The 23,921-nt window shown below is 67.3% G+C and carries 19 protein-coding genes and 2 pseudogenes; 9 read left to right on the forward strand and 12 right to left on the reverse strand.

What is annotated here, in order from left to right:
- Positions 1–296: 296 nt before the first annotated feature.
- From mdoH to MKP05_RS19685, 5 genes are all read right to left on the reverse strand, one after another.
- Positions 297–2,231, reverse strand: coding sequence for a glucans biosynthesis glucosyltransferase MdoH (mdoH, locus tag MKP05_RS19665; RefSeq protein ID WP_240569875.1), 1,935 nt, complete (start codon positions 2,229–2,231; stop codon positions 297–299).
- Positions 2,218–3,762: an OpgD/OpgG family glucan biosynthesis protein gene (locus MKP05_RS19670; RefSeq protein WP_338072367.1), complete on the reverse strand. Its 1,545-nt coding sequence runs from the start codon at positions 3,760–3,762 to the stop codon at positions 2,218–2,220. The genes mdoH and MKP05_RS19670 overlap by 14 nt, the downstream gene beginning before the upstream one ends.
- 571 nt (positions 3,763–4,333) lie before the next feature.
- Entirely contained in the window at positions 4,334–5,263 is a 930-nt protein-coding gene (locus MKP05_RS19675) for a lysophospholipid acyltransferase family protein (protein WP_240569876.1), read from the reverse strand.
- Positions 5,264–5,265: 2 nt separating this feature from the next.
- On the reverse strand, positions 5,266–5,658 hold the full coding sequence (locus MKP05_RS19680; protein WP_110285526.1) for a DUF4870 family protein: 393 nt from the start codon (positions 5,656–5,658) through the stop codon (positions 5,266–5,268).
- 74 nt (positions 5,659–5,732) lie between these two features.
- Positions 5,733–6,125, reverse strand: coding sequence for a VOC family protein (locus tag MKP05_RS19685; RefSeq protein WP_240569878.1), 393 nt, complete (start codon positions 6,123–6,125; stop codon positions 5,733–5,735).
- A gap of 40 nt (positions 6,126–6,165) precedes the next feature.
- Between MKP05_RS19685 and MKP05_RS19690 the strand changes: the two genes are divergently transcribed.
- The 5 genes from MKP05_RS19690 (at position 6,166) to MKP05_RS19710 (ending at position 12,648) form a co-directional block, all read left to right on the forward strand.
- Complete coding sequence (locus tag MKP05_RS19690) at positions 6,166–6,804, forward strand: class I SAM-dependent methyltransferase (RefSeq protein WP_240569880.1); 639 nt, start codon at positions 6,166–6,168, stop codon at positions 6,802–6,804.
- Between the two features lie 221 nt (positions 6,805–7,025).
- Positions 7,026–8,429, forward strand: coding sequence for an MFS transporter (locus MKP05_RS19695; RefSeq protein WP_240569882.1), 1,404 nt, complete (start codon positions 7,026–7,028; stop codon positions 8,427–8,429).
- Between the two features lie 480 nt (positions 8,430–8,909).
- Positions 8,910–10,724: an acyl-CoA dehydrogenase gene (locus MKP05_RS19700; RefSeq protein ID WP_240569883.1), complete on the forward strand. Its 1,815-nt coding sequence runs from the start codon at positions 8,910–8,912 to the stop codon at positions 10,722–10,724.
- A gap of 127 nt (positions 10,725–10,851) precedes the next feature.
- Entirely contained in the window at positions 10,852–11,700 is an 849-nt protein-coding gene (locus MKP05_RS19705) for a 3-hydroxybutyryl-CoA dehydrogenase (RefSeq protein WP_240569884.1), read from the forward strand.
- A gap of 174 nt (positions 11,701–11,874) precedes the next feature.
- Positions 11,875–12,648, forward strand: coding sequence for an enoyl-CoA hydratase-related protein (locus tag MKP05_RS19710; protein WP_240569885.1), 774 nt, complete (start codon positions 11,875–11,877; stop codon positions 12,646–12,648).
- A 262-nt stretch (positions 12,649–12,910) separates the two neighbouring features.
- On the opposite strand, the gene iolD is transcribed toward MKP05_RS19710, so the two are convergent.
- The 6 genes from iolD to MKP05_RS19740 form a co-directional block, all read right to left on the reverse strand.
- Entirely contained in the window at positions 12,911–14,761 is a 1,851-nt protein-coding gene (gene iolD / locus MKP05_RS19715) for a 3D-(3,5/4)-trihydroxycyclohexane-1,2-dione acylhydrolase (decyclizing) (protein WP_240569886.1), read from the reverse strand.
- 251 nt (positions 14,762–15,012) lie between these two features.
- Complete coding sequence (locus MKP05_RS19720; protein WP_240569887.1) at positions 15,013–15,597, reverse strand: nucleotidyltransferase family protein; 585 nt, start codon at positions 15,595–15,597, stop codon at positions 15,013–15,015.
- Between the two features lie 31 nt (positions 15,598–15,628).
- A complete protein-coding gene (locus MKP05_RS19725) occupies positions 15,629–16,609 on the reverse strand; it encodes an XdhC family protein (RefSeq protein WP_240569888.1) in 981 nt (326 codons plus the stop codon).
- 2 nt (positions 16,610–16,611) lie between these two features.
- A complete protein-coding gene (locus MKP05_RS19730; protein ID WP_240569890.1) occupies positions 16,612–18,873 on the reverse strand; it encodes a xanthine dehydrogenase family protein molybdopterin-binding subunit in 2,262 nt (753 codons plus the stop codon).
- Positions 18,873–19,343, reverse strand: a complete 471-nt coding sequence (locus tag MKP05_RS19735) for a (2Fe-2S)-binding protein (RefSeq protein ID WP_240569891.1) — start codon at positions 19,341–19,343, stop codon at positions 18,873–18,875. Before MKP05_RS19735 ends, MKP05_RS19730 begins: the two co-directional genes overlap by 1 nt.
- A 74-nt stretch (positions 19,344–19,417) precedes the next feature.
- Positions 19,418–20,476 carry an NAD(P)-dependent alcohol dehydrogenase gene (locus tag MKP05_RS19740; protein WP_240569893.1) on the reverse strand — a complete coding sequence of 353 codons (1,059 nt, stop codon included), beginning with the start codon at positions 20,474–20,476 and terminating at the stop codon, positions 19,418–19,420.
- A 194-nt stretch (positions 20,477–20,670) separates the two neighbouring features.
- Here MKP05_RS19740 and MKP05_RS19745 point away from each other — a divergent pair, with 194 nt between their 5' ends.
- Both MKP05_RS19745 and MKP05_RS19750 read left to right on the forward strand, forming a co-directional pair.
- Positions 20,671–21,576, forward strand: a complete 906-nt coding sequence (locus MKP05_RS19745) for an AraC family transcriptional regulator (protein WP_240569895.1) — start codon at positions 20,671–20,673, stop codon at positions 21,574–21,576.
- A gap of 83 nt (positions 21,577–21,659) precedes the next feature.
- Positions 21,660–22,327, forward strand: a pseudogene (locus MKP05_RS19750) (transposase); the annotation flags it as partial.
- On the opposite strand, the pseudogene MKP05_RS19755 reads toward MKP05_RS19750, so the two are convergent.
- Positions 22,326–22,723 (reverse strand): annotated as a pseudogene (locus MKP05_RS19755) (IS5 family transposase); the annotation flags it as partial. The pseudogenes MKP05_RS19750 and MKP05_RS19755 sit on opposite strands and share 2 nt — an antisense overlap.
- 63 nt (positions 22,724–22,786) lie before the next feature.
- Between MKP05_RS19755 and MKP05_RS22185 the strand changes: the two are divergent.
- Together MKP05_RS22185 and MKP05_RS19760 are read left to right on the forward strand one after the other, a co-directional pair.
- Positions 22,787–22,972: a hypothetical protein gene (locus tag MKP05_RS22185; protein ID WP_500684157.1), complete on the forward strand. Its 186-nt coding sequence runs from the start codon at positions 22,787–22,789 to the stop codon at positions 22,970–22,972.
- Positions 22,969–23,472: a hypothetical protein gene (locus MKP05_RS19760; protein ID WP_240569897.1), complete on the forward strand. Its 504-nt coding sequence runs from the start codon at positions 22,969–22,971 to the stop codon at positions 23,470–23,472. The genes MKP05_RS22185 and MKP05_RS19760 overlap by 4 nt, the downstream gene beginning before the upstream one ends.
- Positions 23,473–23,921: the final 449 nt, after the last annotated feature.

The following is a 23,921-nucleotide window of genomic DNA, read 5'->3' on the forward strand; positions in this document are numbered from 1 at the left end:
CCAGCGACACGGACTCGAATGACACCCCTTGTGCACCAGGCAAGGAAGGGTGAAAGAGAAGGGGCCGCGACACCCCGGTTCTCATCCAGATTGTCGCTGGCTTCTCATCCAGATTGACGCGCTACACTCATGTCATCCTGAATGCATGGCATGCCCTGACCGAGCCGCTCGGTTGATCGCTGACCAGTGGTGCAATACGCAGGCGTTGACGCCGGTGGCGACGGTGAGATCACTGAAGTGATAGCCCATCATGCCTACGGTGCATTGAGCGTGGTGCCCTGCACCCGCCAGCTGGGTCATGGCTGCCACCGGTCGCCGGTCGCCTGCTTCCGGCGGGTGGGTACCATGAATGGACGCTGTGGTGCCGAGAAGGACTGCACCGGCATCTCGCCCGGGAGCTCCGCGGGTGGCGCCAGGGGAGTGGCTTCCCCGGTCGCGGCCGGCCGCCGGGCCAGCTTGCGCAACACGGCAGGAGGGCGTGTCTCGCTGGGGGCAAGCAGCAGGCCGGCCCGGCGCAGGGCGCGTCCCAGGGTCAGGCTGCTGCTCCAGCGCACCAGCGGAGCGGCCAGCAGCAGACCCAGCCAGACCGGGGTCAGCCACCAGAAGAACACCGGCGTATACCACCAGGTGACGATCGCCCAGAGCAGGCCGGCGAGGCTGGCCTGCCAGGTATGGCGCCAGGTCTCCCGCCAGGGCACCGCACGCCCTTCGCGGGCCTGGGGATCCCAGGAGACGGTACGCCCGCTCAGCACGCTGATGACGAACAGGCTGTGGAACACCATCATCAGCGGCGCGATCAGCATGGCAAATAGGGCTTCCAGCAGCACGCTGGTCAACAGCCGCAGCGGCCCACCGAAGTCGGCGGGGCGACGCAGCAGCGCCAACCCCAGCCCCAGCACCTTGGGCATCAGCAGCATCGCCAGTGTGCCGGCCAGAAGCGGCATGATCAGCGGTGGAGGAGCGAGCGGCCAGTCGGGGAACAGCTGGGCGCCGGAGGTGAAGAAGTTCGGCTCGGTCAGGGCGCGGACCAGGGCATCCACCGTGCTGACGGCCAGAATAACCAGCCAGATCAGCGAGGAGAGGTAGGCCAGGGCGCCGAACAGGAAATGCAGCCGGCTCATGGTGTGCAGGCCTCGGCCGGCGAGCAGGCGCAGGTGCTGCAGGTTGCCCTGCACCCAGCGGCGGTCGCGCTTGGCGTAGTCGAGCAGGTGGCTGGGCATCTCCTCGTAGCTGCCGGTGAGGTCCGTCTGCATCTGGACCTGCCAGCCGGCGCGCCTCAGCAAGGCGGCCTCGACGAAGTCGTGACTGAGGATGTCACCGCCCAGTGGCGGCTTGCCGGGCAGGGTCGGCAGGCCGCAGTTCTCCATGAAGGCGCGCGTGCGGATGATGGCGTTGTGGCCGAAGTAGTTGGCCGCATCGGCGTGCCAGAAGCTGAGCCCCGCTGCCAGCATGGGGGCATAGAGGGAGGCCGCCAGCTGGTTGGCCCGGCCGAACAGACTCTCCTGGCGCACCGGGATCGGCACCGTCTGCAGCAACCCCAGGCGCGGGTTGGCCTGCATGGCATCGATCAGCGAGGTGATGGTGGCGCCACACATCAGGCTGTCGGCGTCCAGCACCACCAGGTAGTCGTAGTGGCGCCCCCAGCGGCGGCAGAACTCGGCCAGGTTCCCCGCCTTGCGGCCTGCGTTGCCGTCACGGTGCCGGTAATGCACCCGGCAACGGCCTGCCAGCCTGGCCTGGAGGGCGCCTATCTGTGCCGCCTCCCGGTCGACGATGGCCTCATCGGTACTGTCGCTCAGCACGAAGGCCTCGATCCGACGGTCCGCCGTCTCCGACGGCAGGTCGCGGCAGGTGGCCTCCAGGCCGGCGACCACCCGCTCCACGTCCTCGTTGTGAATCGGCATGACCAGGGCGGTTCGCGAGCGGTGTCCGGCGGGGGGACTCGCCGGTCGGATCCTTGCCAGGCTCACCGGATCGCGACCGGCCAGCGTCAGCACGAAGCCGATCACTGCGCTCCAGAAGGCGATGGTGATCCAGCCGAAGGTGATCGAGAACAGCCCCAGGATGACCAGCTCCAGCGGCGAGATCCCGCCGACGAAGAGGATCCGGAACATGGTCCAGACCCCCAGCGCGGTGGTGCCCGCGAAGAGCAGCGCGAAGCCCAGGCGCCGGGTCTTGCGCCAGGGCGGCAGGGCCGGGGACGCGGCGCGTCGGGCATCAACGGAATTCATCGGGGTACCAGACATAGTTCCAGGTTTCCGTGAGGCGGCGATCGTTCAGTTCCAGGAACAGCCTCATGTCGGCCGGCTTGCCACCATCCGGGGCCAGGCGGAAGCTGGCGCGCCATGTCCTGCCATCCGGGAGGCGCTGTACCTGGGGTTCCAGGGTCTCGCCGTTCGAGCTTTCCAACGTCATCTCGACCGGATGGCTGGCATCGAGGCTCGAGAGCTCACCGCCACGGAAGTCGATGACGAATTGGCGTCGGCTGGCAGGCGGCGGATTAGCCTGGCCGGGTACCGCGCCCCAGCCCTGGCGGGTGCGGATCACCCGTGCGACCTCCTCGCCGGGTGGCGTCGCGCCGATGGTCAGGGTGCGGTAGCGGTAGCGGCGCGCCTCGCCGGCGGTGAGCGGCTGGTCGGGTACCCAGTAGGCGGTGATGTTGTCGTGCGTCTCGCTCTCGGATGGAATCTCCACCAGTTCCACGCTGCCCTGGCCCCAGTCCTCCAGCGGCTGCACCCACTGGCTGGGGCGGCGCTCGTAGTGCGCCTCGGCATCGAGGAAGGCCGAGAAGTCGCGGGGGCGCTGGATGAGCCCGAACCCTTGCGGCGACTGGTCCTGGAGGCGAGAGAGTCGGAGCTTCTCCGGGTTGCTCAGCGGGCGCCAGATCCACTCGTCACTGCCGGTCTGCATGACCAGGCCATTGGAGTCGTGGACCCTGGGGCGATAGTCGTCGGCGGGATGGTGGCCGATCTCGCCGTGCAGGAACATGCTGGTGAGCGGGGCGATCCCCAGCTTGCCGATGTCCTCGCGGGCGAACAGCCGTGCCTCGGTGTCGACCGTGGTGTGCTCCCCGGGGGTGATGTCGAAGCGGTAGGCGCCGGCCAGCGAGGGGCTGTCGAGCAGGGCGAAGACGGTCATGCGAGTCGCCTCCGGACCCGGCTTCACCAGCCAGAACTCGCGGAACGCCGGGAACTCCTCGCCATGGGGTTCGGCGGTGTCGATGGCCAGGCCCCGTGTGGAGAGCCCGTAGCCCTGGTTGCGCCCCACCAGGCGGAAGTAGCTGGCGCCGAGAAATACCGCGAACTCGTCATGGTAGTCGCCACGGTTCAGTGGGTAGTGCAGCCGGAAGCCGGCGTGGCCGATGCCATCGAGCTCGAGTTCGGCGAGTTCCGAGGCGTCGCCGTCGTAGCGGAACCGTTCCTGACGGAAGGGCAGGGGACTTACCTCGCCCTGGCCATCGACCAGGTTCAGGCGCACGGGTTGGTCATAGAGGAAGCCGGGATGGAACAGCTGGACCTCGAAGGGGCCCTCGTCCTTCCAGATCGCCGCCTCGGGACGGAAGCGGATCTCCCGGTATTGGTCGTAGTTCATCTCCGCCAGATCGGGCGGCAGGGACGAGTCGGGGGCCTGGTAGGGTTCGGCGGCGAGCTGCCGGGCGCGGTCGGTGACCCGATCGAACAGCTCATCCGGGGCGGCCGCCGAGGCATCCATGGTCAGGGCCAGGCCCCACGCGAGACTGAGGCGTCGTAGCGCGGTCTTCACGTGTGTCTTTCTCCATGTGGTCCCGCCGGCACTCCCTGCGCAAGCCGGGCCAGGAGGTAGTTTGAATCTTCAAGACGTGTCGTTGGCCATTGGTGTTGTCATGCCTTGAAGGACCGCAGTTTGATGCCGCAAGTCACCCTGAGTTCCCTGGCGCCCGTCCTCTCCCGGGCGAATGCTGCGAATCTTGCTCGCCCCGGTGCCGGTGGCGTTATCGAACAGGGTGATGGTGCCATCGGGCTCGAAATCCGGGTCATGCTGCTTGAACCAGAGGCCGTAGCGCCACCCTGGTGCCGATCGCCGTGAGTCCTGCCCCCCGGGCCGACGTAGGCGAAGGCCGGAGTCGCACTCAAGGCGGAGGAGATCAGTACCAGGTAAGCGAGGCTAGAGTTCCGTTCGAACATGAGTGGCTCCTTCGCATCAGGTAATGATTCAAGTCGAATACTTCGTGTGATGGACTCTGCAGCGAACGTCTTGTTCCCAAGTGTTCCGGACAGGATTCGACGGCGGGCATCGGCAACCGGTTGCATGGCATGCCCTGACCGAGCCGCTCGGTAGATCGCTGGCCAGGGGGTCAATAGAGCCGGAACGACTGGTGCTGCGGGTGCCCCTGCTGCTGCTGGATCACCTTGCGGTAGCGCTTGTACTCCCACTGGTACTGGGCCGGGTCGAGGGCGATGGCGGCCTCAACGCAGGCGTTGACGCCGGTGGCGGAGACGGTCTCGTCGGTGGCGTAGACGCGCTCGTCGGCGGCCAGGAAGTGCAGCGCGAAGCCGCGGCCGGGCAGGCGCCTGGCCACGCCGGTGACCACCCGCGCCTCGGTACGGGCGACCAGCTTGGGCAGCAGGGTGGCGGTATAGGCCGGTCGGTCGAAGAAGGGGGCGAAGACGCCGCTGCCCCAGGAGGGCTCCTGGTCGGGCAGGATGCCGATGGCCTCGCAGCGCTTGAGCGCCTTGAGCAGGGCCGCCACGCCGCGGGGGTTGGTCGGCACCAGACGCGCCCCCATGCGCTCGCGCCCCCGGCGGGTCACGGCGTCGAGCTCGGCGATCTTGGGTGGCTCGTACATGGCGGTGAAGGGGAAGTGGCCCGAGAGCCAGAAGTTGAGCACCTCCCAGTTGCCGAAGTGCGGCGCCAGCACGATCACCCCGCGCCCCTCGGCGCGGGCACCGTCGAGGAGTTCGCGGCCGTGGACCTCGAGGATCGAGGCCTCGACCCGCGCGGGCTCGGCCATCCAGGCGAAACCCAGCTCGAGCATGGTGGCGGTGGAGTGCACCAGGCTCTCCCGGGCGAGGTCGCGCCGGGTGGCCTCGTCGTGACCCGGGTAGACCTGGGCGAGATTGATCTCGGTGACCTCGCGCTCGCGCCGGCTGCAGCGATGCACCAGCGGGCCGCCCAGGCGGGACAGCCGCCACAGCGTCGACAGGCGTCGGCCGGCCAGCGTGCGCCACAGGGTGGCGATGGCGCGGGACTGGGCGTTGCTGGAACGGGACTCCGGTACGGTCATGGTCAGACCAGCCAGGTATCCACGTTGTCCGGGGCGCGCTGCTCCTGTAGCCCCTTGATGCCCTTGACGCAGCGGATGACCAGCCAGACCACGGCGGCGAGCCAGGTGACGAAGCCGATCAGCACCAGGGTCAGCACGGCGGACACGGTGAAGTACAGCACCGCCAGCCAGAAGGTGCGGATCTGGTAGCGGTAGTGCTCGTCGAGCCAGCTCGGCCCCCTGCCGCGGTAGACATAGGCGATCACCACCCCGACCAGCGCGGTCAGGCCGCCGGTCACGATGCCGGCCAGATGCAGGGCGTAGACCACGATGGGCATGGTGGTGTCGGGCGAGCCGCCCTGTTCGGCGACGACCCGGTCGCGGAGGGGATCGTCGTGGTGCGGGTTATCGTTCATGGCGCTTCCGTGATGCGGACATGTCAGGCGCCCATGATACCGGCCGCCGGCGACAATGCCACCGGCCGGTGCCGTCAGTCGGACGAGGACTTCAGGGGGCGACTGATCTCCAGCAGGTTGCCGTCGGGGTCGCGCAGGTAGAGGGATTCGATCTCGCCGGTGGCGCCCTGGCGGGGCACCGGGCCGAGCTCGATCTCCACGTCGAGCGCTTCCAGGTGACGCTTCACCTCGTCCAGCGGCAGCAGGCTGCGCAGGCAGAGGTCGAGGCTGCCGGGGGTGGGAGTGGCCGCCTTGGGACTCACGTCGGTGTCGGTCCAGTGCAGGCGCAACGCCAGGTCGCCGAGCACCAGGTCGACACGGTCGCGGTCGCGGTAGCGCACGTCGAGTCCCAGCACCCGGGAGTAGAAGTCCACGGCGCGGGAAATGTCGGTCACGGTGATGACCAGGTGGTCCAGACCTGACAGCATTCACATCTCCTTGGAAGATTGTACTGGCACAGAGGATACGATGATGCAGACTTGCCCGCTATGCGCATCTCGCGATACGCGCCACTACCACCGCGATGCCCGGCGCGACTACCGCCAGTGTGCCCGGTGCGAGCTGGTCTTCGTGCCGCCGGCAAGCCGCCTGGCCCCGGCGGCCGAGCGGGCGGTCTACGACCAGCATCGGAACTCCCCCGACGACCCCGGCTATCGCCGCTTCCTGTCGCGGCTGTTCGATCCGCTGCGCGAGCGCCTGGCCCCCGGGGCCCGGGGACTCGACTTCGGTGCCGGCCCCGGGCCGACCCTGTCGGTGATGTTCGAGGAGGCCGGTCACCCCATGGCGATCTATGACCCCTTCTATGCCCCCGACAGGGCAGTGCTCGAGCGACGCTACGATTTCATCACCGCCACCGAGGTGGTCGAGCACCTCTTCGAGCCCGGCCGCGAACTCGAGCGGCTGGCCGCCATGCTCCCCGCGGGCGGCTGGCTGGGGCTGATGACCAAGCGGGTCGCCTCGCGGGAGGCGTTCGCCGGCTGGCACTACATCCTCGACCCCACCCATGTGGTGTTCTTCAGCGAGGCGAGCTTCGCGTGGCTGGCCGGCCACCTGGGCATGAGCGTCGAGTTTCCCGCCGCCGACGTGGCACTGTTACAGAAGCGATAAATTACACTGAATTCCCGGTGGTTCGCCGAGCAAGATTCCGAGTCTGGCGGGTGTCGTCCACAAGGCGATTGACTTGGCGATGGGCAGGCGTATGATTCGCGCGCTCCGACGCTGCGTCGGCATCCTCGGGAGCCGCCGACCCCTGACCTCCGACAAGGCGCCGTCCGGCATTTTCTGCCACTCTTTCTCTCTCGATTCACCTGCTGCTGTGAGGCCCGTTCATGTCGCGGCAACTGCTGATCATGGCCCTGGCGCCCCTGTTGGGGCTATTCATCCTCGGGATCGGCAACGGTTTCCTGGCGACCCTGATCACCCTGCGCCTGGACGCCGCCGGCGAGTCGCCGGTGGTGATCGGCTGGGTGTCGTCGGCCTATTTCATCGGCCTGGCGCTGGGCGCCATGTTCAACGACCGGCTGCTGCTGCGCATCGGCCATATCCGCGCCTACGGCAGCTTCGCCTCGCTGGTGGCGGTCACGGTACTGCTGCAGGGGCTGTTCTTCGAGCCCTGGGCCTGGTTCGTGCTGCGCCTGATCGGCGGCTGGGCCACCGTGGGGGTCTACCTGGTGATCGAGAGCTGGCTGCTCACCGCCGGCGACCAGAAGGTCCGCGGACGCCTGCTGGCGCTCTACATGATCTCGCTCTATGCCGCCGGGGCGATCGGTCAACTTTTGCTGGGGGTGACCGATGCCATGGGCGTGACGGCCCCCTTCATGGTGATCGGCCTGCTCGCCTCGCTGTCGGTGCTGCCGATGGCGATGATCCCGCGGTTCTCGCCGCTGATCGAGCACGCCGAGCCGCTCTCGCCGATGCGGTTGATCACCCTGACGCCCACCGGCGTGATGGGCAGCTTCGGCTCGGGGCTCGCCGTGGCCGCGGTCTACTCCCTGCTGCCGCTCTACCTGCAGCGCGTTGGCCTGACGGTGAGCCAGATCGGCCAGATGATGGCGGTGGTGGTGCTCGGTGCCATGCTGCTGCAGTACCCCATCGGCCGCTGGTCCGACCGCCACGACCGCCAGCTGGTGCTGATCCTGATCGGGGCCTTTTGTACCCTGATCTCCGCCGGCATGCTGTGGCTGCCGCTCAACCCCTGGGTGCTCGCCGGCCTGCTGTTCCTGCTCGGCGGCGGCGTCTTCGCCCTCTATCCGGTGTCGGTGAGCCACGCCGCCGACCGTGCCCCGGCCGGTGCCCTGGTGCGCATGAGCCAGGGCCTGCTGCTGATCAACGCCATCGGCTCCACCGTCAGCCCGCCGATGATCTCGCCGGTCATGGCGACGCTGGGCGATGCCGGGCTGTTCTGGGCCTTCGGCGCCCTGGGGCTCTTCCTGGTGGGCTTCTTCGCCTGGCGGCGCCGCGTGCGCCCGGCGCCGGTACCGGTGGCGCCGTTTGCGCCCTCCACGCCGATGTCGTCGGTGGGCGCCGAGCTCGCCGTCACCGAGGAACTGGTGCAGGGTGCCATCGAGCACGAGCACATGGAGGATCTCTCCGATGCCGTGCCCGAGGTGGAGGTGGCCGAGCCGCTGGTGGGCCCGCCACCCGCCGACGAGACGCATGTCGTCTACTACGATGATGACGAGCCCGAGGAGGAGGCGTCATCCAACGCCGAGCTGCAGGAATCCCGGGGCTGAGGGCTCTCTGGTGACTGGTTGCCAGCGCAGGGAGGCCCTATGGGATCAGGCCTGAGGCCTCCCCCGGAAGTATTTAAGCATTATCAATGTGTTGGGCATGGCTGGGTAGCAGGCTGCCAGCGCTGCCGGTCCCTATGGGGTCAGACCCCGGCGGCGTCGAAGCCGCTCGCAAGACGCACCATGACGGGCTTTGCGACTTGGCTGGGGTCTGACCCCATAGGGGCAGCCTCGGCGCCTTTTTCGGCGAACAAGCTAACAACGTCGAGTAAAACGTGGGGATTCGTCAGGATCAGACCCGGCGGTGTCGAATCCGATCGTCCAGTGCACGGTGACGGGCCGCAACTGCCATTGACGAGACATTCGTGGGTAGGCGCCCGGGGCTGAGCCCGCAGCTTGGATGCTTCTAGGACCTAGGGATAATGGTTAACGAAAAGTAGTGAATATACTATCTCCGTTATCATTTTTCCTAGAGGTGCCTTCATGTTCCCTTTCGCCGCCCCCGTCCGCGACTTCCGCTTCGTGCTGGAGGAGCTGCTCGAACACGGCTCGCTCGCCCTGCCCGGCTTCGAGGAGGCCAGCCCCGACCTGGTCGAGGCGGTGCTGGAAGAGGCCGCCAGGCTGTCGAACGAGGTGTGGGCACCGCTCAACGCCAGCGGCGACGCCCAGGGCTGCCAGCTGAAAGAGGGCTGCGTACAGCTTCCTGATGGCTTTATCGAGGCCTACCGGGCCTACGTCGAGGGCGGCTGGAACGGCATCGGCGTCAGCGAGGCGCTGGGCGGCCAGGGCCTGCCCGAGGTGGTGGCCAGCGCCGTGCAGGAGATGCTCCACGGCGCCAACATGGCGCTGGGCCTGTGCCCCATGCTCACCGCCGGCGCCATCGAGGCGCTGGCCCATCACGGCAGCGACGAGCAGAAGGCCCTTTACCTGCCGCGGTTGGTCGAGGGCAGCTGGACCGGCACCATGAACCTCACCGAACCCCAGGCCGGCTCCGATCTCTCCCGGGTACGCACCCGCGCCGTGCCCTGCAGTGCAGAGTCGGGACGGTATCGACTCTTCGGGCAAAAGATCTTTATCACCTGGGGCGAGCACGCCGCCGCCGAGAACATCATCCACCTGGTGCTGGCGCGCACCCCGGACGCCCCCGAGGGCAACAGGGGCATCTCGCTGTTCCTGGTGCCGAAGTACTTGGAGCCTGAGTCCCTGGTGGGCGCCGATGGCTCACTCGGTGAGCGCAACGACGTGGTCTGCGCCTCCATCGAACACAAGCTCGGCATCCACGGCTCGCCCACCTGCACCCTGAGCTTCGGCGAGCACGACGGCGCCATCGGCTACCTGGTGGGCGAGGAGGGGCGCGGGCTCAACCACATGTTCACCATGATGAACGAGGCGCGCCACAAGGTCGGCGTGCAGGGCATCGGGGTGGCCGAGCGCGCCTGTCAGCACGCCTTCGCCTATGCCCTGGAGCGCACCCAGGGGCGCAGCCCGAAGGCCCGCGGCGCCGGCGACTGCACCATCAGTGACCACCTGGACGTGCGCCGCATGCTGCTCTCGATGCGCGCCCGCACCGACGCCCTGCGCGCGCTGGCGCTCTACTGCGCCGCCCAGCTCGACGTGGCCCGTCACGCTGCCGGCGACGCCGAGCGCCGGGCCGCCCAGGCGCGGGTCGAGGTGCTGATCCCGGTGGTCAAGGCGTTCTCCACCGACCAGGCCGTGGAGATCGCCTCCCTGGGTATCCAGGTGCACGGCGGCATGGGCTATATCGAGGAGACCGGCGCCGCCCAGCTGCTGCGCGATGCCCGTATCGCGCCCATCTACGAGGGCACCAACGGCATCCAGGCCCTCGACCTGGCCGGGCGCAAGCTGCAGCGCGACGGCGGCGCGGCGCTCATGAGCCTGATCGACGACGTGGAGGCCACCGCCCAGGCGCTGGCGGCCAGCCCCGAGCTGGCCTGCCTCGGCGAGAGCCTGGCCGCCGGCGGTGCCGACCTGCGCGCCGCCCTGGTCCTGGTGCTGGAGCAGGGCGCCGATCCCGAGTTCGGCCCCGATGCCGTCCAGGCCTACGCCACCCCCTTCCTGGCCCTCGCCGGCCATGTGCTGTGCGCCTGGCAGATGGGCCGCACCGCACTCAAGGCCCGCGCCGCCCTCGACGCCGGCAGCGATGATCCCTTCTACACCGCTAAGCTGCAGAGCGCCGACTTCGCCCTTCGCCACTGGCTGCCGGTAGGCCGCGCCAACCGCGCGGTGATCGAGGCCGGCATGGCCAGCCTCGCCGCCTTCGATGCCGCCGTCCACTGAGTCCGGCCGCTGTTCGCGCCTTCGCCATGCGGTGATCGAAGGCCACGCAGGAGGGCGATATGCTTGACCGGCTGACGAATACTGTCCCGCGAGGCGGGGCCGAACGATACGCAACAGGAGAGTGCAAATGAGCCAACAACCGATCGGCGTGGTCGGCGCCGGAACCATGGGGCAGGGCATCGCCCAGGTGCTGGTGTCCAGCGGCTTCGACGTCCAGCTCTACGACGTCGCCGACGAGCAGTTGTCGCGCGCCCGCGGCGCCATCGACAAGGGCCTCGGCAAGCTGGTCGCCAAGGAGAAGCTCGCCGAGGCCGACAAGGACGCCGCCCTGGCGCGCCTGTCGACCAGCACCGCGCTGGACGCCCTGCGCGACTGCGAGGTGATCATCGAGGCCGCCCCCGAGCAGCCGGCGCTGAAGGAGAAGCTGTTCCGCGACCTCAGCCACCTGACCCACGATGCGATACTCGCCTCCAACACCTCGTCGCTGTCGCTGACCCGGCTCGCCGCGGTGTGCGAGCGCCCCGAACGGGTGGTGGGCATGCACTTCTTCAACCCGGTGCCGGTGCTGGGGCTGGTCGAGGTGATCCGCGCCGAGCAGACCAGTGACGCCACCGTGGCACGCATCGAGAGCCTGGCCCGTGACCTGGGCAAGACCGCCGTGGCCATCGCCGACTCCCCCGGGTTTGCCGTCAATCGCCTGCTGGTGCCGATGATCAACGAGGCCGCCTTCCTGCTCCAGGAGGGGGCCGCGACCCCGGCGGACATCGACCAGTCGATGAAACTGGGCGCCGCCCACCCCATGGGCCCGTTGGCGCTCGCCGACCTGATCGGCCTGGACGTCTGCCTGGCGATCATGGAGGTGCTGCAGGAAGGCTTCGGCGATCCCAAGTATCGCCCCTGCCCGCTGCTCAAGCGCATGGTCGCCGCCGGCTACCTGGGCCGGAAGACCGGCCGTGGCTTCCATGTCTACCAGTAGGAGCGCAGATTGTCTGCGCGATGGCGCCGACAGGCGCCCCGGGAAGAGCGCCCCATGGCTGCGGCTTCCTTCCTGCATTCGCCATTAAGGGGATTGCCGACCTACCAAGCGTTCGCTAGGGTGGATCGGTACCCCTTTCGACAAGAACGCTGTTAGCCAAGACCAGGAGCCACCATGAGCGACAAACTGATCGAGGTCGTCGACAACGCCGGCGTCGTCCGCCTGACCATCACCCGCCCCAAGGCGCTGAATGCCCTCAACAGCGCCGTGATCGATGAGCTGGAAGCGGTACTGACCGACCTGGAGAAGCGCGATGACCTGCGCGCCGTGCTGATCACCGGTGACGGCGAGAAGTCCTTCGTCGCCGGTGCCGACATCGCCGAGATGCGCGACAAGACCCCGGAGCAGGCCCGTGCCTTCGCCAGCCAGGCGCTGCGTACCCTCAAGCGCCTGGAGACCCTGCCGGTGCCGGTCGTCGCCCTGGTCAACGGCTTCTGCCTCGGCGGCGGCTGCGAACTGGCACTGGCCTGCGACTGGGCCGTGGCCAGCGACAACGCCATCTTCGGCCAGCCCGAGGTGCTGCTCGGCGTCATCCCCGGCTTCGGCGGCACCCAGCGGCTGCCGCGCCGCGTCGGCCCCGCCATGGCGCTCGACCTGGTCACCACCGGCCGCAAGATCGATGCCCAGGAGGCCTTGCGCATCGGCCTGGTCAACCGGGTGATGCCCCAGGCCGAGCTCGAGGCCTATGCCGAGGAGCTCACCAAGCAGCTCGGCGGCAACGGCCCGGCGGCGGTGCGCAGCGCCAAGCAGGCGGTGCACGATGGCATGGACCAGGACCTCGACAGCGCGCTCGCGCTGGAGACCAGCCTGTTCGCCTTCTGTTTCGCTGGCGAGGAGCAGAGCGAGGGCATGAGCGCCTTCGTCGAGAAGCGCAAGCCGAACTTCTGAGCTAGTGGAATAACGCTCAGCGATAGAAACGGCAGTGGCGGCGGCGTCACTGCCGTTGGTGTTGTCAGCCATTAGCGGAGAACGCCGGCTTCCGCAGCGTCGTGCGACCGGTGGGGTGGAGGATGAGCCGGAACGCCTCGAGTTGGACAGATAGAGGTGCTTTCAGAGGATCGAATCAAAACGAAACGGCCATCAGCCGGCCGCCGCCTTCAAGGCAGGTCTGGACCAAGCAATGGGCGCCACTCCCGGCTGAATCGTCATATCAGTATCCCCCCTGGCGCTGGCGGGCCTTTCCGGCGTTATGTTCGCTACGTGCTTTGCGGACCGTTTCGAGCTCGGAAACTTCCGGTGTGCCGACCTCCCACCAAGCGTCGCCAGGCGACCAATCGTACTGATCGGACTCGATAACGATCACGTACGTGCGATCCGAAGATTTGGCCCGGGCGAAGGCGTCCTTGAGTTCATCAAGTCCCCTCACTTTCTCTGCGGCGGCTCCCATTGATTCGGCGTGTTTGACGAAATCTACCCGCGCATCATTAGTGCGCTTGCAATCCTTCAGGAGATTGTTGAACTCAGGTACACCCTTTGCCTGCTGAAGGCGATTGATAATGGCGTAACCACCGTTATCGCAGAGCATGACGATCATCTTGTGCCCGGTCATAACGGAGCTATAGATGTCAGAATTCAACATCATGTAAGCACCATCACCGACGAAAACGATCACGTCACGATCAGGATCTGCCATCGCAGCACCCCAGCCGCCGGCAATCTCGTAACCCATGCACGAGAAACCGAATTCGCAGTCAAAGGTACCGACTTGCTTGACCTTCCAGTTCTTGGAGAGCTCTCCAGGCAGTCCCCCTGACGCCGTCATCACCAAATCCGACGCATCTGCGACTTCATTGATGGTATGCACGACCTGGGCATAAGAGGGCAGGGCTTGATCAGGATGTCCCGCAGCACGGCCCACGAGTATCTCGTTCCATCGCCCATACGCCGCGCGTGCCTGCTGCTGCCAGGCGGCAGGTGCCGCCCAGTCGTCGAGCGCCTCGTTGAGTTCCTCAAGGCCAACCTGAGCATCGCCCACCAGGGCCAGCGCATTGCGTTTCCCGGCATCGAAGCGCGCGGTATTTAGTCCGATGATCCGTACATCCGGATTCTGGAATACGGTGCCGGAGCCGGTAGTGAAGTCCTGCAGCCGGGTTCCGACCGCAAGAACGACATCGGCCTCGGCAGCGAGGTCGTTGGCTGATGAGGAGCCAATGACACCGATCGGGCCGACATTGGATTCATGATCATGTATCAATGCGCCACGCCCTGCGACGGTTTCTGTTACGGGCACGCCGTGGCGTTCCGCGAAGCGTGCCAACGTTTCAGTGGCGAGCGAGTAGTGAACGCCGCCACCGGAGACCAACAGGGGCTTCTTGGCACTCCGAAGCAGGTCGGCCGCTTCGGCAAGACGAGCGGTGTCGGGTCGCAAGCGATCGATCCGATGCACGCGTGTGGCGAAAAACGCCGCCGGATAATCGTATGCCTCGGACTGAACGTCCTGCGGCAACGCGAGGAAAGCCGGTCCACAGGCAGCGCTGTCCAACAGTGTCTCCACGACATGCGGTAATGTCGTGAGCAGCTGCTCGGGCTTGACCACACGGTCCCAGTATCGCGTCACCGACTTGAAGGCGTCATTTACAGAGATGCTCGGGTCATGGAAATGCTCGACCTGTTGCAGCACCGGATCGGGCTGACGGCTGACGAAGATGTCCCCGCAGAGCATCAGCATGGGTAGACGATTCGCATGGGCGAGACCGGCAGCGGTGACCAAGTTGGTCGCCCCGGGACCAACGGATGTCGTCGTCACCATAACCTGGCGACGCCGGCGGGCCTTGGTGAAGGCCGCCCCGGCGAGCCCCATTGACTGTTCATTTTGGCCGCGCCAAGTAGGAAAATCTTCCTTGACGGCCTCCAGAGCCTCGGAGAGACAAGACACGTTGCCATGGCCAAAAATGCCGTACACGCCGGGGAACAGTGGCAGTTCCTGACCGTCTACCTCGATGCGCTGCGCCATCAGATACCGGACCAGCGCCTGTGCCATCGTCAAACGGACCGTATCCATGTTACTCCCTCCCATCGGAACCGTGGGCAATACTGTTCGAGACGCCCCTCGAGACCATCCAATAAGGTGTTGACAGCGGCCAAGCCCATACGTCGCAGGCACTCTTCCGAAAGAGAGACTGCGGCGACAGCACATGGCGGCCATCCGGGTCGGGCAGCAGCCCCAGTGCCTGGCGAAGCAGCACCAGGTCAGCCCCATCCACTCCCGGTCGGCCCTCCCGGCCAGTCCCCGAGGGGCGTGGCCGTTGCGTATCAGGAGGGCGGCGCCTCGTCGGGGTAGGGGGCGAGTTCCGCCGGGACATCGATATCGCGGCACACCCCGGGGTCCTCGACGGCGATCTCCCGATAGCCGTCGCGATGCCGGCGGATGACGTCTCGAGCGCCATCGTCGCCGTCCAGGGCCGCGAGTTCGGGCCAGAAGTCGCGGCCGAAGAGCACCGGGTGGCCAGGCCTGCCCGCATGACAGGGGCGGACGATGCCTGATCGAGTGGCAAGCCGCTGCAGGGCCTGTAGTGTATCAAGCCTGATATCGGGCATGTCGCCGAGCAGGATGGCGGCGGCCTCGGTATCGGCCAGGGCGTCGTCGCCGGCGATGGCGGCGATGGCATCGGCCAGGCTTGCTCCCAGCCCGCGTTCGGCCCGGGGGGCGCGGATGATGGGCGTCTCCCGGGGCAGGCCCAGGGCGGCCGGGTCGTCCTCCTCGCGCAGCACCACGCGCAGCAGGGGAAAGGCCTCCTGCGCCCGGGTCACCGTGGCGGCCAGCAGCCGTCGGCCATCCGGCAGGCGGGCAATGCGCTTGTCGGCGGCGCCGTAGCGCCGCGAGTGTCCGGCCGCCATGACCAGCGCCACTATTCTCTCAGAGCAGGCCTCAGAGGGCATCGCGCGACCTGCCGCGCTGCACACGGACGATATCGGCCATCACCGCGAGTGCGATCTCGGCGGGCGTCTTGCTGCCCAGGTCCAGGCCGATCGGCATATGCAGGCGCGCGATATCAGCCTCACTCAGGCCGCCGGAGCGGCGCAACCGCTCGGCCCGCGCCTCGGAGGTGCGCCGCGAGCCCATCACCCCGATATAGAAGGCCGGGGTGCGCACCGCCTCGATCATCGCCAGGTCGTCGATGCGCGGGTCGTGGGTGAGGGCCACCACGGCGGTGGCCGCGTGGCAGGCACCCGAGGCAATGAACTGCGAGGGCAGCACCGCCTGGACCTCCACGCCGGGCGCCGCAAAGTCGCGGCGGACCTCCTCGCGGGGGTCGCAGACGATGACCTCGAAGCCCAGCGCCTGGGCGAACTGCACGCAGTACTGGCTGACCGGCGAGATCCCGGCGACGATCAGTCGGGCCGCAGGCGCAATGCGCATCTGCACCGTGCCCCGCTCGCCGTCGCGGACCACCCGCGGCCCCGGGCCCGGGTCGTCGAGGAAATGGCGCACGCCGCTCGCCAGGTCGACGCAGCGCATCAGCCGGCGTCGCCCGAGCAGGGTGGCGTGCACAACCTCGAGGTGCACCAAGGTGGGGGAGTCCGGCGGCAATCGCTCGATGAGCACCTCCAGGACACCGCCGCAGGGCAGCGCGACCCTCGCCCCCTGGGGCGCGTCGGGATCCCCGTAGCGCAGCACGGTTACCGGGCGGTCGAACTCGCCGTCGCAAAGCCGCGCGAGGAAGTCCTCCTCGACGCAGCCCCCCGATAGCGAGCCGACATGCCGACCGTCCCCTCGTGCCACCAGCCAGGAGCCGGGCTCGCGGGGCGAGGAGCCGAAGGTCGCGAGCACCGTGCACAGCCACACCGTCTCGCCCTCGCGCGCCCAGGCCAGCGCCCGTTCGATGACCTGCAGGTCCAGGTGCTGCATGGTCAGCTCACCAACTGGTCGCCGATCGGCAGGCGGCGGATGCGCTTGCCGATGGCGGCGTGGATGGCGTTGGTCACCGCAGGCGCGAGCGGCGGCACGCCGGGTTCGCCGACGCCGGTCGGCGCCTCGGCGGAGGGCACGATATGCACCTCGATCTCGGGCATCTCGTTGAGTCGCAGCACCTGGAAGCCGTCGAAGTTGTCCTGCTGGACCCGGCCGCCGTCGAGGGTCAGCTCGCTGTGCAGTGCCGCCGCCAGGGCGAAGCCGATGCCGCCTTCCATCTGGGCGCGGATCATGTCCGGGTTGACCGCCACGCCACAGTCCACGGCGCAGACCACCCGGTCGACCTTGAGCTGGCCGTCGTCAGCCACGGAGACCTCCGCCACCTGGGCGACATAGCTGCTGAAGGACTCGTGCACCGCGATGCCGCGACCGCGCCGCTCGCCCTCGGCGCCCGGCTCGAGCGCCGCCGACCAGCCGGCCTTCTCGGCGACCAGGTCCAGCACGCCACGCCAGCGCGGGTGCTCGGCGAGCAGCTCGCGGCGATAGCGGTAGGGGTCCTGGCCCGCCGCCACGGCGGCCTCGTCGATCAGGCTCTCGGTGGAGAAGGCGGTGTGGGTGTGGCCGACGGAGCGCCACCACTGCACCGGCACGCCGATATCGCGGGGGGTGTGCAGCTCGACGTGGAGCGCCGGGATGGCGTAGGGCAGCTCGGCGACCCCCTCGACGGAGGTGGGGTCGATGCCGTCCTGGACCATCATCGACTCCATCGGCGTGCCGAGCATGATCGACTGGCCGACCAGGCGCTGGTGCCAGGCCACCGGCTTGCCGTCCGCATCCAGGCCGAGGCGGGCGCGATGGACGTTGAACGGCCGATAGTGGCCGCCGCGGGTGTCGTCCTCGCGGGTCCAGACCATCTTGATCGGCACGGCCTGCCCCTGGGCGCGCGCGGCCTGGGCGATGGCGGCCGCCTCCAGCACGTAGTCGCTGATCGGGTTGGCGCGCCGACCGAAGCTGCCACCGGCATAGAGCTGGTGGATGGTCACCTGTTCCGGCGACAGGCCGAGCAGCTGGGCCACCTGCTGCTGATCCATGGTCTGCCACTGCTCGCCGTTGTGGATGGTGCAGTGGTCGTCCTGCAGGTCCACCACGCAGTTGAGCGGCTCCATGGCCGCATGCGCCAGGTAGGGCACCACGTAGTCGGCCTCGATGACCTGGGCCGCCTCGTCCAGCGCCGCGGCGGCGTCACCGCGCCGGGTGACCGAGTCGCCGGGCGTGCCGGCGAGTTCCCGGTAGGCGGCCTCGATCTCGTCGCTGCCCAGGGTGAAGGCCTGGGCATCGTCCCACTCGAGCGCGAGGGCGTCGCGCCCCTGGATGGCGGCCCAGGTGTTGCTCGCCAGCACGGCGACCAGGTCGCCGTCGCGGGTCGGGGAGGGGAAACGCACGCTGGCCACCACGCCTGGCACCTGCAGCACCTCGGCGTCGTCGACGCTCGCCAGCCGGCTGCCGAAGCGCGGCGGGTGGGCCGGCACGGCGATCAGCATGCCGTCGAGCTGGACATCCTGGGTGAAGCGGGCGCTGCCGTCGGTCTTGTCGGCGCTGTCCCGGCGCATCAGGCGCTGCTTGCCGATCAGCGTGAACCGGTCGGGGGACTTCAGCTCGACCTGCTCGGGGACCGGCTGGCCAGCGGCCGCCTCGGCCAGTTCGCCGAAGCCGAGCGCGCGCCCGGAGGCCTGGTGGATGACCTTGCCCTCGCGCACGCTCAGGCTATCGGGCGATACCTCGAGCCGCTCGGCGGCGGCCGCGACCAGCATGGCGCGCGCCGTGGCGCCGGCCCGGCGCATCTGCTCGAAGGAGTTGGCGATGGAGGTGCTGCCGCCGGTGCCCTGGATGCCGAACAGCAGGTTCTGGTAGCGCTGGGTGTCGGCCGGGGCACCCTCGACGCTGACCGCCTGCCAATCGGCGTCCAGTTCCTCGGCGACCAGGGTCGCCAGCCCGGTATAGGTGCCTTGCCCCATCTCCAGGTGCTTGGCGATCACCACCACGCCGCCGTCGGGCGTTACGCGCAGGAAGGCGTTGGGCGCGAACTCGCCGCCTTCGCCGGCCGCCAGGGCCTGGCCACAAGGTCCCAGCGCCAGGGGCGCCACGTAGAGGCCCAGGGCGAGCCCGGCGGTGCCCTTCATGAAGCCGCGCCGGCTGACGTTGATCAGTCGCAGCGGGGCGGCGGTGGTCTGGTGATTGTGCCGTTTCGCCAAAATGTGCATCAGGACACCTCCTGGCCGAGCGCTTCCGCCGCCGCGTGGATGGCGGCGCGGATCCGAACGTAGGTGGCGCAGCGGCAGAGGTTGCCGCTCATGGCGCCGTCGATCGCGGCGTCGTCCGGCGCCGGATTGTCGCGCAGTAGCGCGGTGGCCGACATGATCTGGCCCGACTGGCAGTAGCCGCACTGGACCACGTCCAGCTCGCGCCAGGCCTGCTGCACGCCGGCCCCGGTCGGGTCGTCGGCGAGGGCCTCGATGGTGGTGATCTCGCGCTGCCCCACGGCGGAGATGGGGGTGATGCAGCTGCGGGTGGGCTGGCCGTCCAGGTGCACGGTGCAGGCGCCGCACAGGCCTCGGCCGCAGCCGTACTTGGTACCGGTGAGCTTGACGACGTCGCGCAGGGCCCAGAGCAGCGGCATCTGCTCCGGCACATCCAGCTCGTGATCCTCACCATTGATCGTCAGGGTAACCATTCGCCACCTCTCTTATTGTCGTCACGGTGCCTTTCCCAAGGTTAGAAGCTCGGCCAGGGTACGGCACGCGTGAGTCATGCAGTGGTCTTCAGCGAGGCCATATCGATGACGAAGCGGTAGCGCACGTCGCCCTTCTCCATACGATCAAAGGCCGTGTTGATCTCCTGGATATCGATCATCTCCACGTCGCAGCTGATGCCGTGCTCGGCGCAGAAGTCGAGCAGCTCCTGGGTCTCGGGAATACCGCCGATCAGCGAGCCGGCCAGCACGCGGCGCTTGAACACCAGGTTGAAGCCCTCAACGGCGGGCTCGATGGGGTCGAGCAGCCCCACCAGGATATGGGTGCCGTCATACTTCAGCGCCGCCAGGTAGGGGTTGAGGTCGTGCTGCACCGGCACGGTATCGAGCATGAAGTCGAAGGTCTCGGCCACGGCTTCCATCTGCGCCGGGTCGGTGGAAACCACCACATGGTCGGCGCCATGGCGGCGGGCTTCCTCGACCTTGGCCTCGGAACGGGTGAAGACCGTCACCTCGGCGCCCAGCGCCTTGGCCAGCTTGACGCCCATGTGGCCGAGGCCCCCCATGCCGATCACCCCGACCTGGTGGCCGGCCTTCACGCCGTAATGCTTGAGCGGCGAGTAGGTGGTGATGCCGGCGCACAGGATGGGGGCGGCGGAGGCGAGGTCGAGGCCTTTGGGCATGCGCAGCACGAAGTGCTCGCTGACCACGATGTTGTCCGAGTAGCCGCCCTGGGTGAAGCTGCCGTCCTGGCGGTCGTCGCTGCCGTAGGTCATGGTGAAGCCCTCGAGGCAGAACTGCTCGACGCCGTCGCGGCAGGGCTGGCAGTGGCGGCAGGAGTCGACCATGCAACCGACGCCTACCAGGTCGCCGACCCCGAAGCGGCTTACCTCATTCCCCACGGCGGTGACGCGGCCGACGATCTCGTGGCCGGGCACGATGGGATAGCGGGTCATGCCCCAGTCGTTGCGGGCGAAGTGCAGGTCGCTGTGGCAGACGCCGCAGTAGAGGATCTCGATGGCGACGTCGTCGGGGCGCGGCTGGCGGCGCTCGAAGGCGAAGGGGGCCAGGGGCTGGTCGGCGGCGTGGGTCGCGTAGGCACGGGTCTGGCTCATGGGGGAAGTCTCCTCTAGATCGGTGTTGCCTCGGCGCGAGGTCATGCCAGATTATGGGTCGAGGAGAGGCCGCCGAGGACCGACGTTCCTCCGGGATGTTTGCCCATTCCTCCGAAGGCGGGCGTGTTTTTGGTCAGCGGGCAGTGGAAAACGTCATAATTCGACCGCGATAGTGAAGCGGAGGAATATCCGGCATGCAGGCACCGCAGACCCAGGCCGATGCGCTGGTCGAGCTGATCGCACCGCTGGTCGCGCACGACGGCTATACCCCGACGCCGCTCCCGGCGGTAACGCTGATGGCCCTGCACCGGCCGCATGGCCGAACGCCCCTGATCTACGAGCCGAGCCTGATCATCGTCGCCCAGGGTCGCAAGGTGGGGTATCTCGGTGACCGCGAGATCCACTACGACCCCGGCCAGTACCTGGTGCAGACGCTGCCGCTGCCCTTCGAGTGCGAGACCCACGCCTCCGCCGAGGCCCCGCTGCTGGGGGTGGCGGTGCGCCTCGACCCGGCGCTGCTCAGCGAGCTGGTCACGACCATAGGCGAAGCCGCCCCGGCAGGTGAAGGGGACCCCGTGCCCATGGCCTCGGTGTCGATGACCACCGGCATGCACGGCGCGGTGGTGCGCCTGCTGCACACCCTGCATGCCCCCGCCGAGGCCGCGGCCATGGGGGAGGCGAGAGTGCGCGACGTGGTCTTCGAGGCGCTGAAAGGGGAGCAGGGGCCGGCACTCCGCGCCCTGGTGCAACACCAGGGGCACTACTCACGCATCGTCCAGGTACTCTCCCGGCTGCACGCCCAGTATGCGGAGGAGGTCTCGGTGGAGGCCCTGGCCAGCCAGGCGAACATGAGCCCCTCGACCTTTCACGAACACTTCAAGCAGGTCGCCCGGTCGTCGCCGCTGCAGTACCTGAAGCGGCTGCGCCTGATCAAAGCGCAGCAGTTGATCCTTCAGAATTCCCATAATGTCAATCAGGCCGCCTTGGCCGTGGGCTACCGGAGTGTCCCGCAATTCAGTCGCGATTATAAGCGATATTTTGGGGTATCCCCCCTGCAGTCCCGCCTACAGTGGAAGAGGCTCAGCCCACAGAGGGCATGAGTCCGCTGATGAACACCTGAATCCGTGAGATCAGCCCCTTGGGAGTCTTCTAACCCACTGATTTTCATGATAATATAGCCACTATCGCCGTTAACCCGGACGGTGCCACGCCCAATGTCAAATTCCGCGCCAGTCGCCGCACCCTCACCAGCCATTCCGGGTTGTCGATCATCGGGCAGTGCCTCGAGATCGCCGGCGTCGACAGCATCGACGGCCGCTTCCCCACCACGCTGGGCATGCCACCAGCGACGTGGTCAAGAGCTACCTGGGCCTGCTGTGCCTGGGCATGAGCGACTATGACGCCATCGAGAACTTCCGCCGCGAGAAGCCCTTCCAGCAACTGCTGACCCTGCAGAAGGTGCCGAGCACCGCCACGCTGCGCCAACGGCTGGAGAAGCTCGCCGCCAATGACCTGCAGGCGCGAACCACGACGTGGTCCACCACCTTGCTGTCGCTGGTCGAGGCACCGATCACCGCCGAGAAGACGCATGTCTGTTTGGACATCGATACCTTCGTCATGGACAACAGCAACTCGCACAAGGAGGGCGTCTCGCGGACCTACCAGAAGGTCGATGGCTACACGCCGATTGCCGCTTACCTGGGCAACGAAAGCTGGTGCCTGGGCCTGGAGCTGCGGCCGGGCCGGCAGCACATCATGAAGGAAAGCAACGCCTTCCTGGAGCGGGTGCTGCCCCGCGCCCAGGGCCTGACCGAGCAACCGATTTTGGTGCGCGAAGACAGCGGCTTCGACCGCCTCGGCTGCGCCCCAGCGCATGCTCTACGGGTTCCTTCGATCCCATTTTTTGCCTCCACCCGAGGCAGCACGCGTGGCTCGGATCGATGTGGAATCGATCATCCAGGTATCCAGATCCATCAGACCATCCTCACGGAGCTTGAGGTGGAGCCGATCCAAGACGGCTTCGAAGGTGCCATCGTCTCGCCATTGCCGAAACCTGTCATAGACCGTCTTCCAAGGGCCATACCGTTCCGGACGATCTCGCCATTTGGCGCCGGAGCACAGGATCCAGAAGATTCCGTTCAAGACTTGGAGGTCATCCCGGCGGGGACGGCCCGCCGGCTGAGAAGGCGAGACGATGTCCTCGATCAGCTGCCAGCTTCGGTCGGAGAGCTCGTAGCGTCCTGCCATGCTTCACCTATGCAGTTGTGGCATGGATAACATTAGCAAATAAGAATTTTCTGACAAAACTTAGTGACCTGGTTGACCCTGTATCCACTGCTACTGGCCTACGCGACTTGGCTGTGGCCCTACATGACGGAGATGGCGCTCTGGCAGCGTCTCCTCGTTACCTCGGGCCTCCTGGTCGCGGCAATGCAGGCCATTGCAACCCTGACGAATGCCCTCCGGGGGCAACTCCACAGGAGGATCAATCGATGAGTGCCGGTAACATCCAGCAGCCCACGACCAAGCCCTCGCCGACCGAGTGGCTTCTCTATGCAAGTCTGGTGCTCGGCATCGCGCATCATGTCGACCACTTACTACGCTTCGATCACAGTGGATGGCTCTTCCGGCCTGATGTCACACCGTTCACATGGAGCCTGCTGGTCTACCCTGTTTTACTTTTCGCCCTGTGGGCCGCGCACCGGCCGCGCTTGCGCGCAATAGCAATCGGCCTGCTGTTTGTCTTTCCAACCGTCGCCCACGTGATCATCGAGACGCCGGTTGATCAGTACATCACGTGGACGCAGCGACCGGACGTGAATGTCCTGGGAGCCGCATCCCCAGTAATGGGGTCCATGGCGGTGTTCATTACCCTGGCGTTATCTTTGTGCACCGACCTGGCGTTCGCCTCCGCCCTGCGCGATAACCAACGACGACGGACGCCGTCAAATATCGGCACGCCTTCCACTGACAGTGAAACGAAGCACACGGCATGAGGCACAACGATCTTCGGAAACATACTCGATAGTCGCACGTTGTCCTCGGAAGGATAGGAAATCCAACGGCCTGTGTGCCGATAGCAGGAACCGGCTCTGCCTCAAATCACCGAGGTGGCGCCGGCGCGACTGATCCGTTCCCAGGGCGACCCTGCACCAGAGCAATCCGGTCGACAACGGGCTTGCCGCGTAGCTCCTTGGACCTCTCGGCCACCACGAGGCCCTGGTCACGGCTGGCGTCCGGGGCCGCGGCGAACTAGGCGGGCAATGAACGCGGCAGGCCAGCAAGGCTGGCCCACCGCTTTGCCAAGATGGACTTGACCCCCTGATATTCACCGGGCAGCCCTGGAAATGAAGATGGCGGTTGGTATCCTACTGATAAATCAGAGAGTTCCTGGCAGAACCTGATTCAGGAGGACCAACCGCCATGGGTGAAACCCTAACGACCT

Origin of the sequence: Halomonas flagellata (assembly GCF_022487945.1) — a bacterium.
Classification (GTDB): Bacteria; Pseudomonadota; Gammaproteobacteria; order Pseudomonadales; family Halomonadaceae; genus Halomonas; species Halomonas flagellata.

Excerpts from the sequence above, each read along its gene's own strand:
- mdoH (WP_240569875.1), bottom strand. The coding sequence starts at position 2,231 with ATGAATTCCGTTGATGCCCGACGCGCCGCGTCCCCGGCCCTGCCGCCC.
- MKP05_RS19675 (WP_240569876.1), bottom strand. The coding sequence starts at position 5,263 with ATGACCGTACCGGAGTCCCGTTCCAGCAACGCCCAGTCCCGCGCCATC.
- MKP05_RS19680 (WP_110285526.1), bottom strand. The coding sequence starts at position 5,658 with ATGAACGATAACCCGCACCACGACGATCCCCTCCGCGACCGGGTCGTC.
- MKP05_RS19685 (WP_240569878.1), bottom strand. The coding sequence starts at position 6,125 with ATGCTGTCAGGTCTGGACCACCTGGTCATCACCGTGACCGACATTTCC.
- MKP05_RS19690 (WP_240569880.1), top strand. The coding sequence starts at position 6,166 with ATGATGCAGACTTGCCCGCTATGCGCATCTCGCGATACGCGCCACTAC.
- MKP05_RS19695 (WP_240569882.1), top strand. The coding sequence starts at position 7,026 with ATGTCGCGGCAACTGCTGATCATGGCCCTGGCGCCCCTGTTGGGGCTA.
- MKP05_RS19700 (WP_240569883.1), top strand. The coding sequence starts at position 8,910 with ATGTTCCCTTTCGCCGCCCCCGTCCGCGACTTCCGCTTCGTGCTGGAG.
- MKP05_RS19705 (WP_240569884.1), top strand. The coding sequence starts at position 10,852 with ATGAGCCAACAACCGATCGGCGTGGTCGGCGCCGGAACCATGGGGCAG.
- MKP05_RS19710 (WP_240569885.1), top strand. The coding sequence starts at position 11,875 with ATGAGCGACAAACTGATCGAGGTCGTCGACAACGCCGGCGTCGTCCGC.
- iolD (WP_240569886.1), bottom strand. The coding sequence starts at position 14,761 with ATGGATACGGTCCGTTTGACGATGGCACAGGCGCTGGTCCGGTATCTG.
- MKP05_RS19720 (WP_240569887.1), bottom strand. The coding sequence starts at position 15,597 with ATGGCGGCCGGACACTCGCGGCGCTACGGCGCCGCCGACAAGCGCATT.
- MKP05_RS19725 (WP_240569888.1), bottom strand. The coding sequence starts at position 16,609 with ATGCAGCACCTGGACCTGCAGGTCATCGAACGGGCGCTGGCCTGGGCG.
- MKP05_RS19730 (WP_240569890.1), bottom strand. The coding sequence starts at position 18,873 with ATGCACATTTTGGCGAAACGGCACAATCACCAGACCACCGCCGCCCCG.
- MKP05_RS19735 (WP_240569891.1), bottom strand. The coding sequence starts at position 19,343 with ATGGTTACCCTGACGATCAATGGTGAGGATCACGAGCTGGATGTGCCG.
- MKP05_RS19740 (WP_240569893.1), bottom strand. The coding sequence starts at position 20,476 with ATGAGCCAGACCCGTGCCTACGCGACCCACGCCGCCGACCAGCCCCTG.
- MKP05_RS19745 (WP_240569895.1), top strand. The coding sequence starts at position 20,671 with ATGCAGGCACCGCAGACCCAGGCCGATGCGCTGGTCGAGCTGATCGCA.
- MKP05_RS19760 (WP_240569897.1), top strand. The coding sequence starts at position 22,969 with ATGAGTGCCGGTAACATCCAGCAGCCCACGACCAAGCCCTCGCCGACC.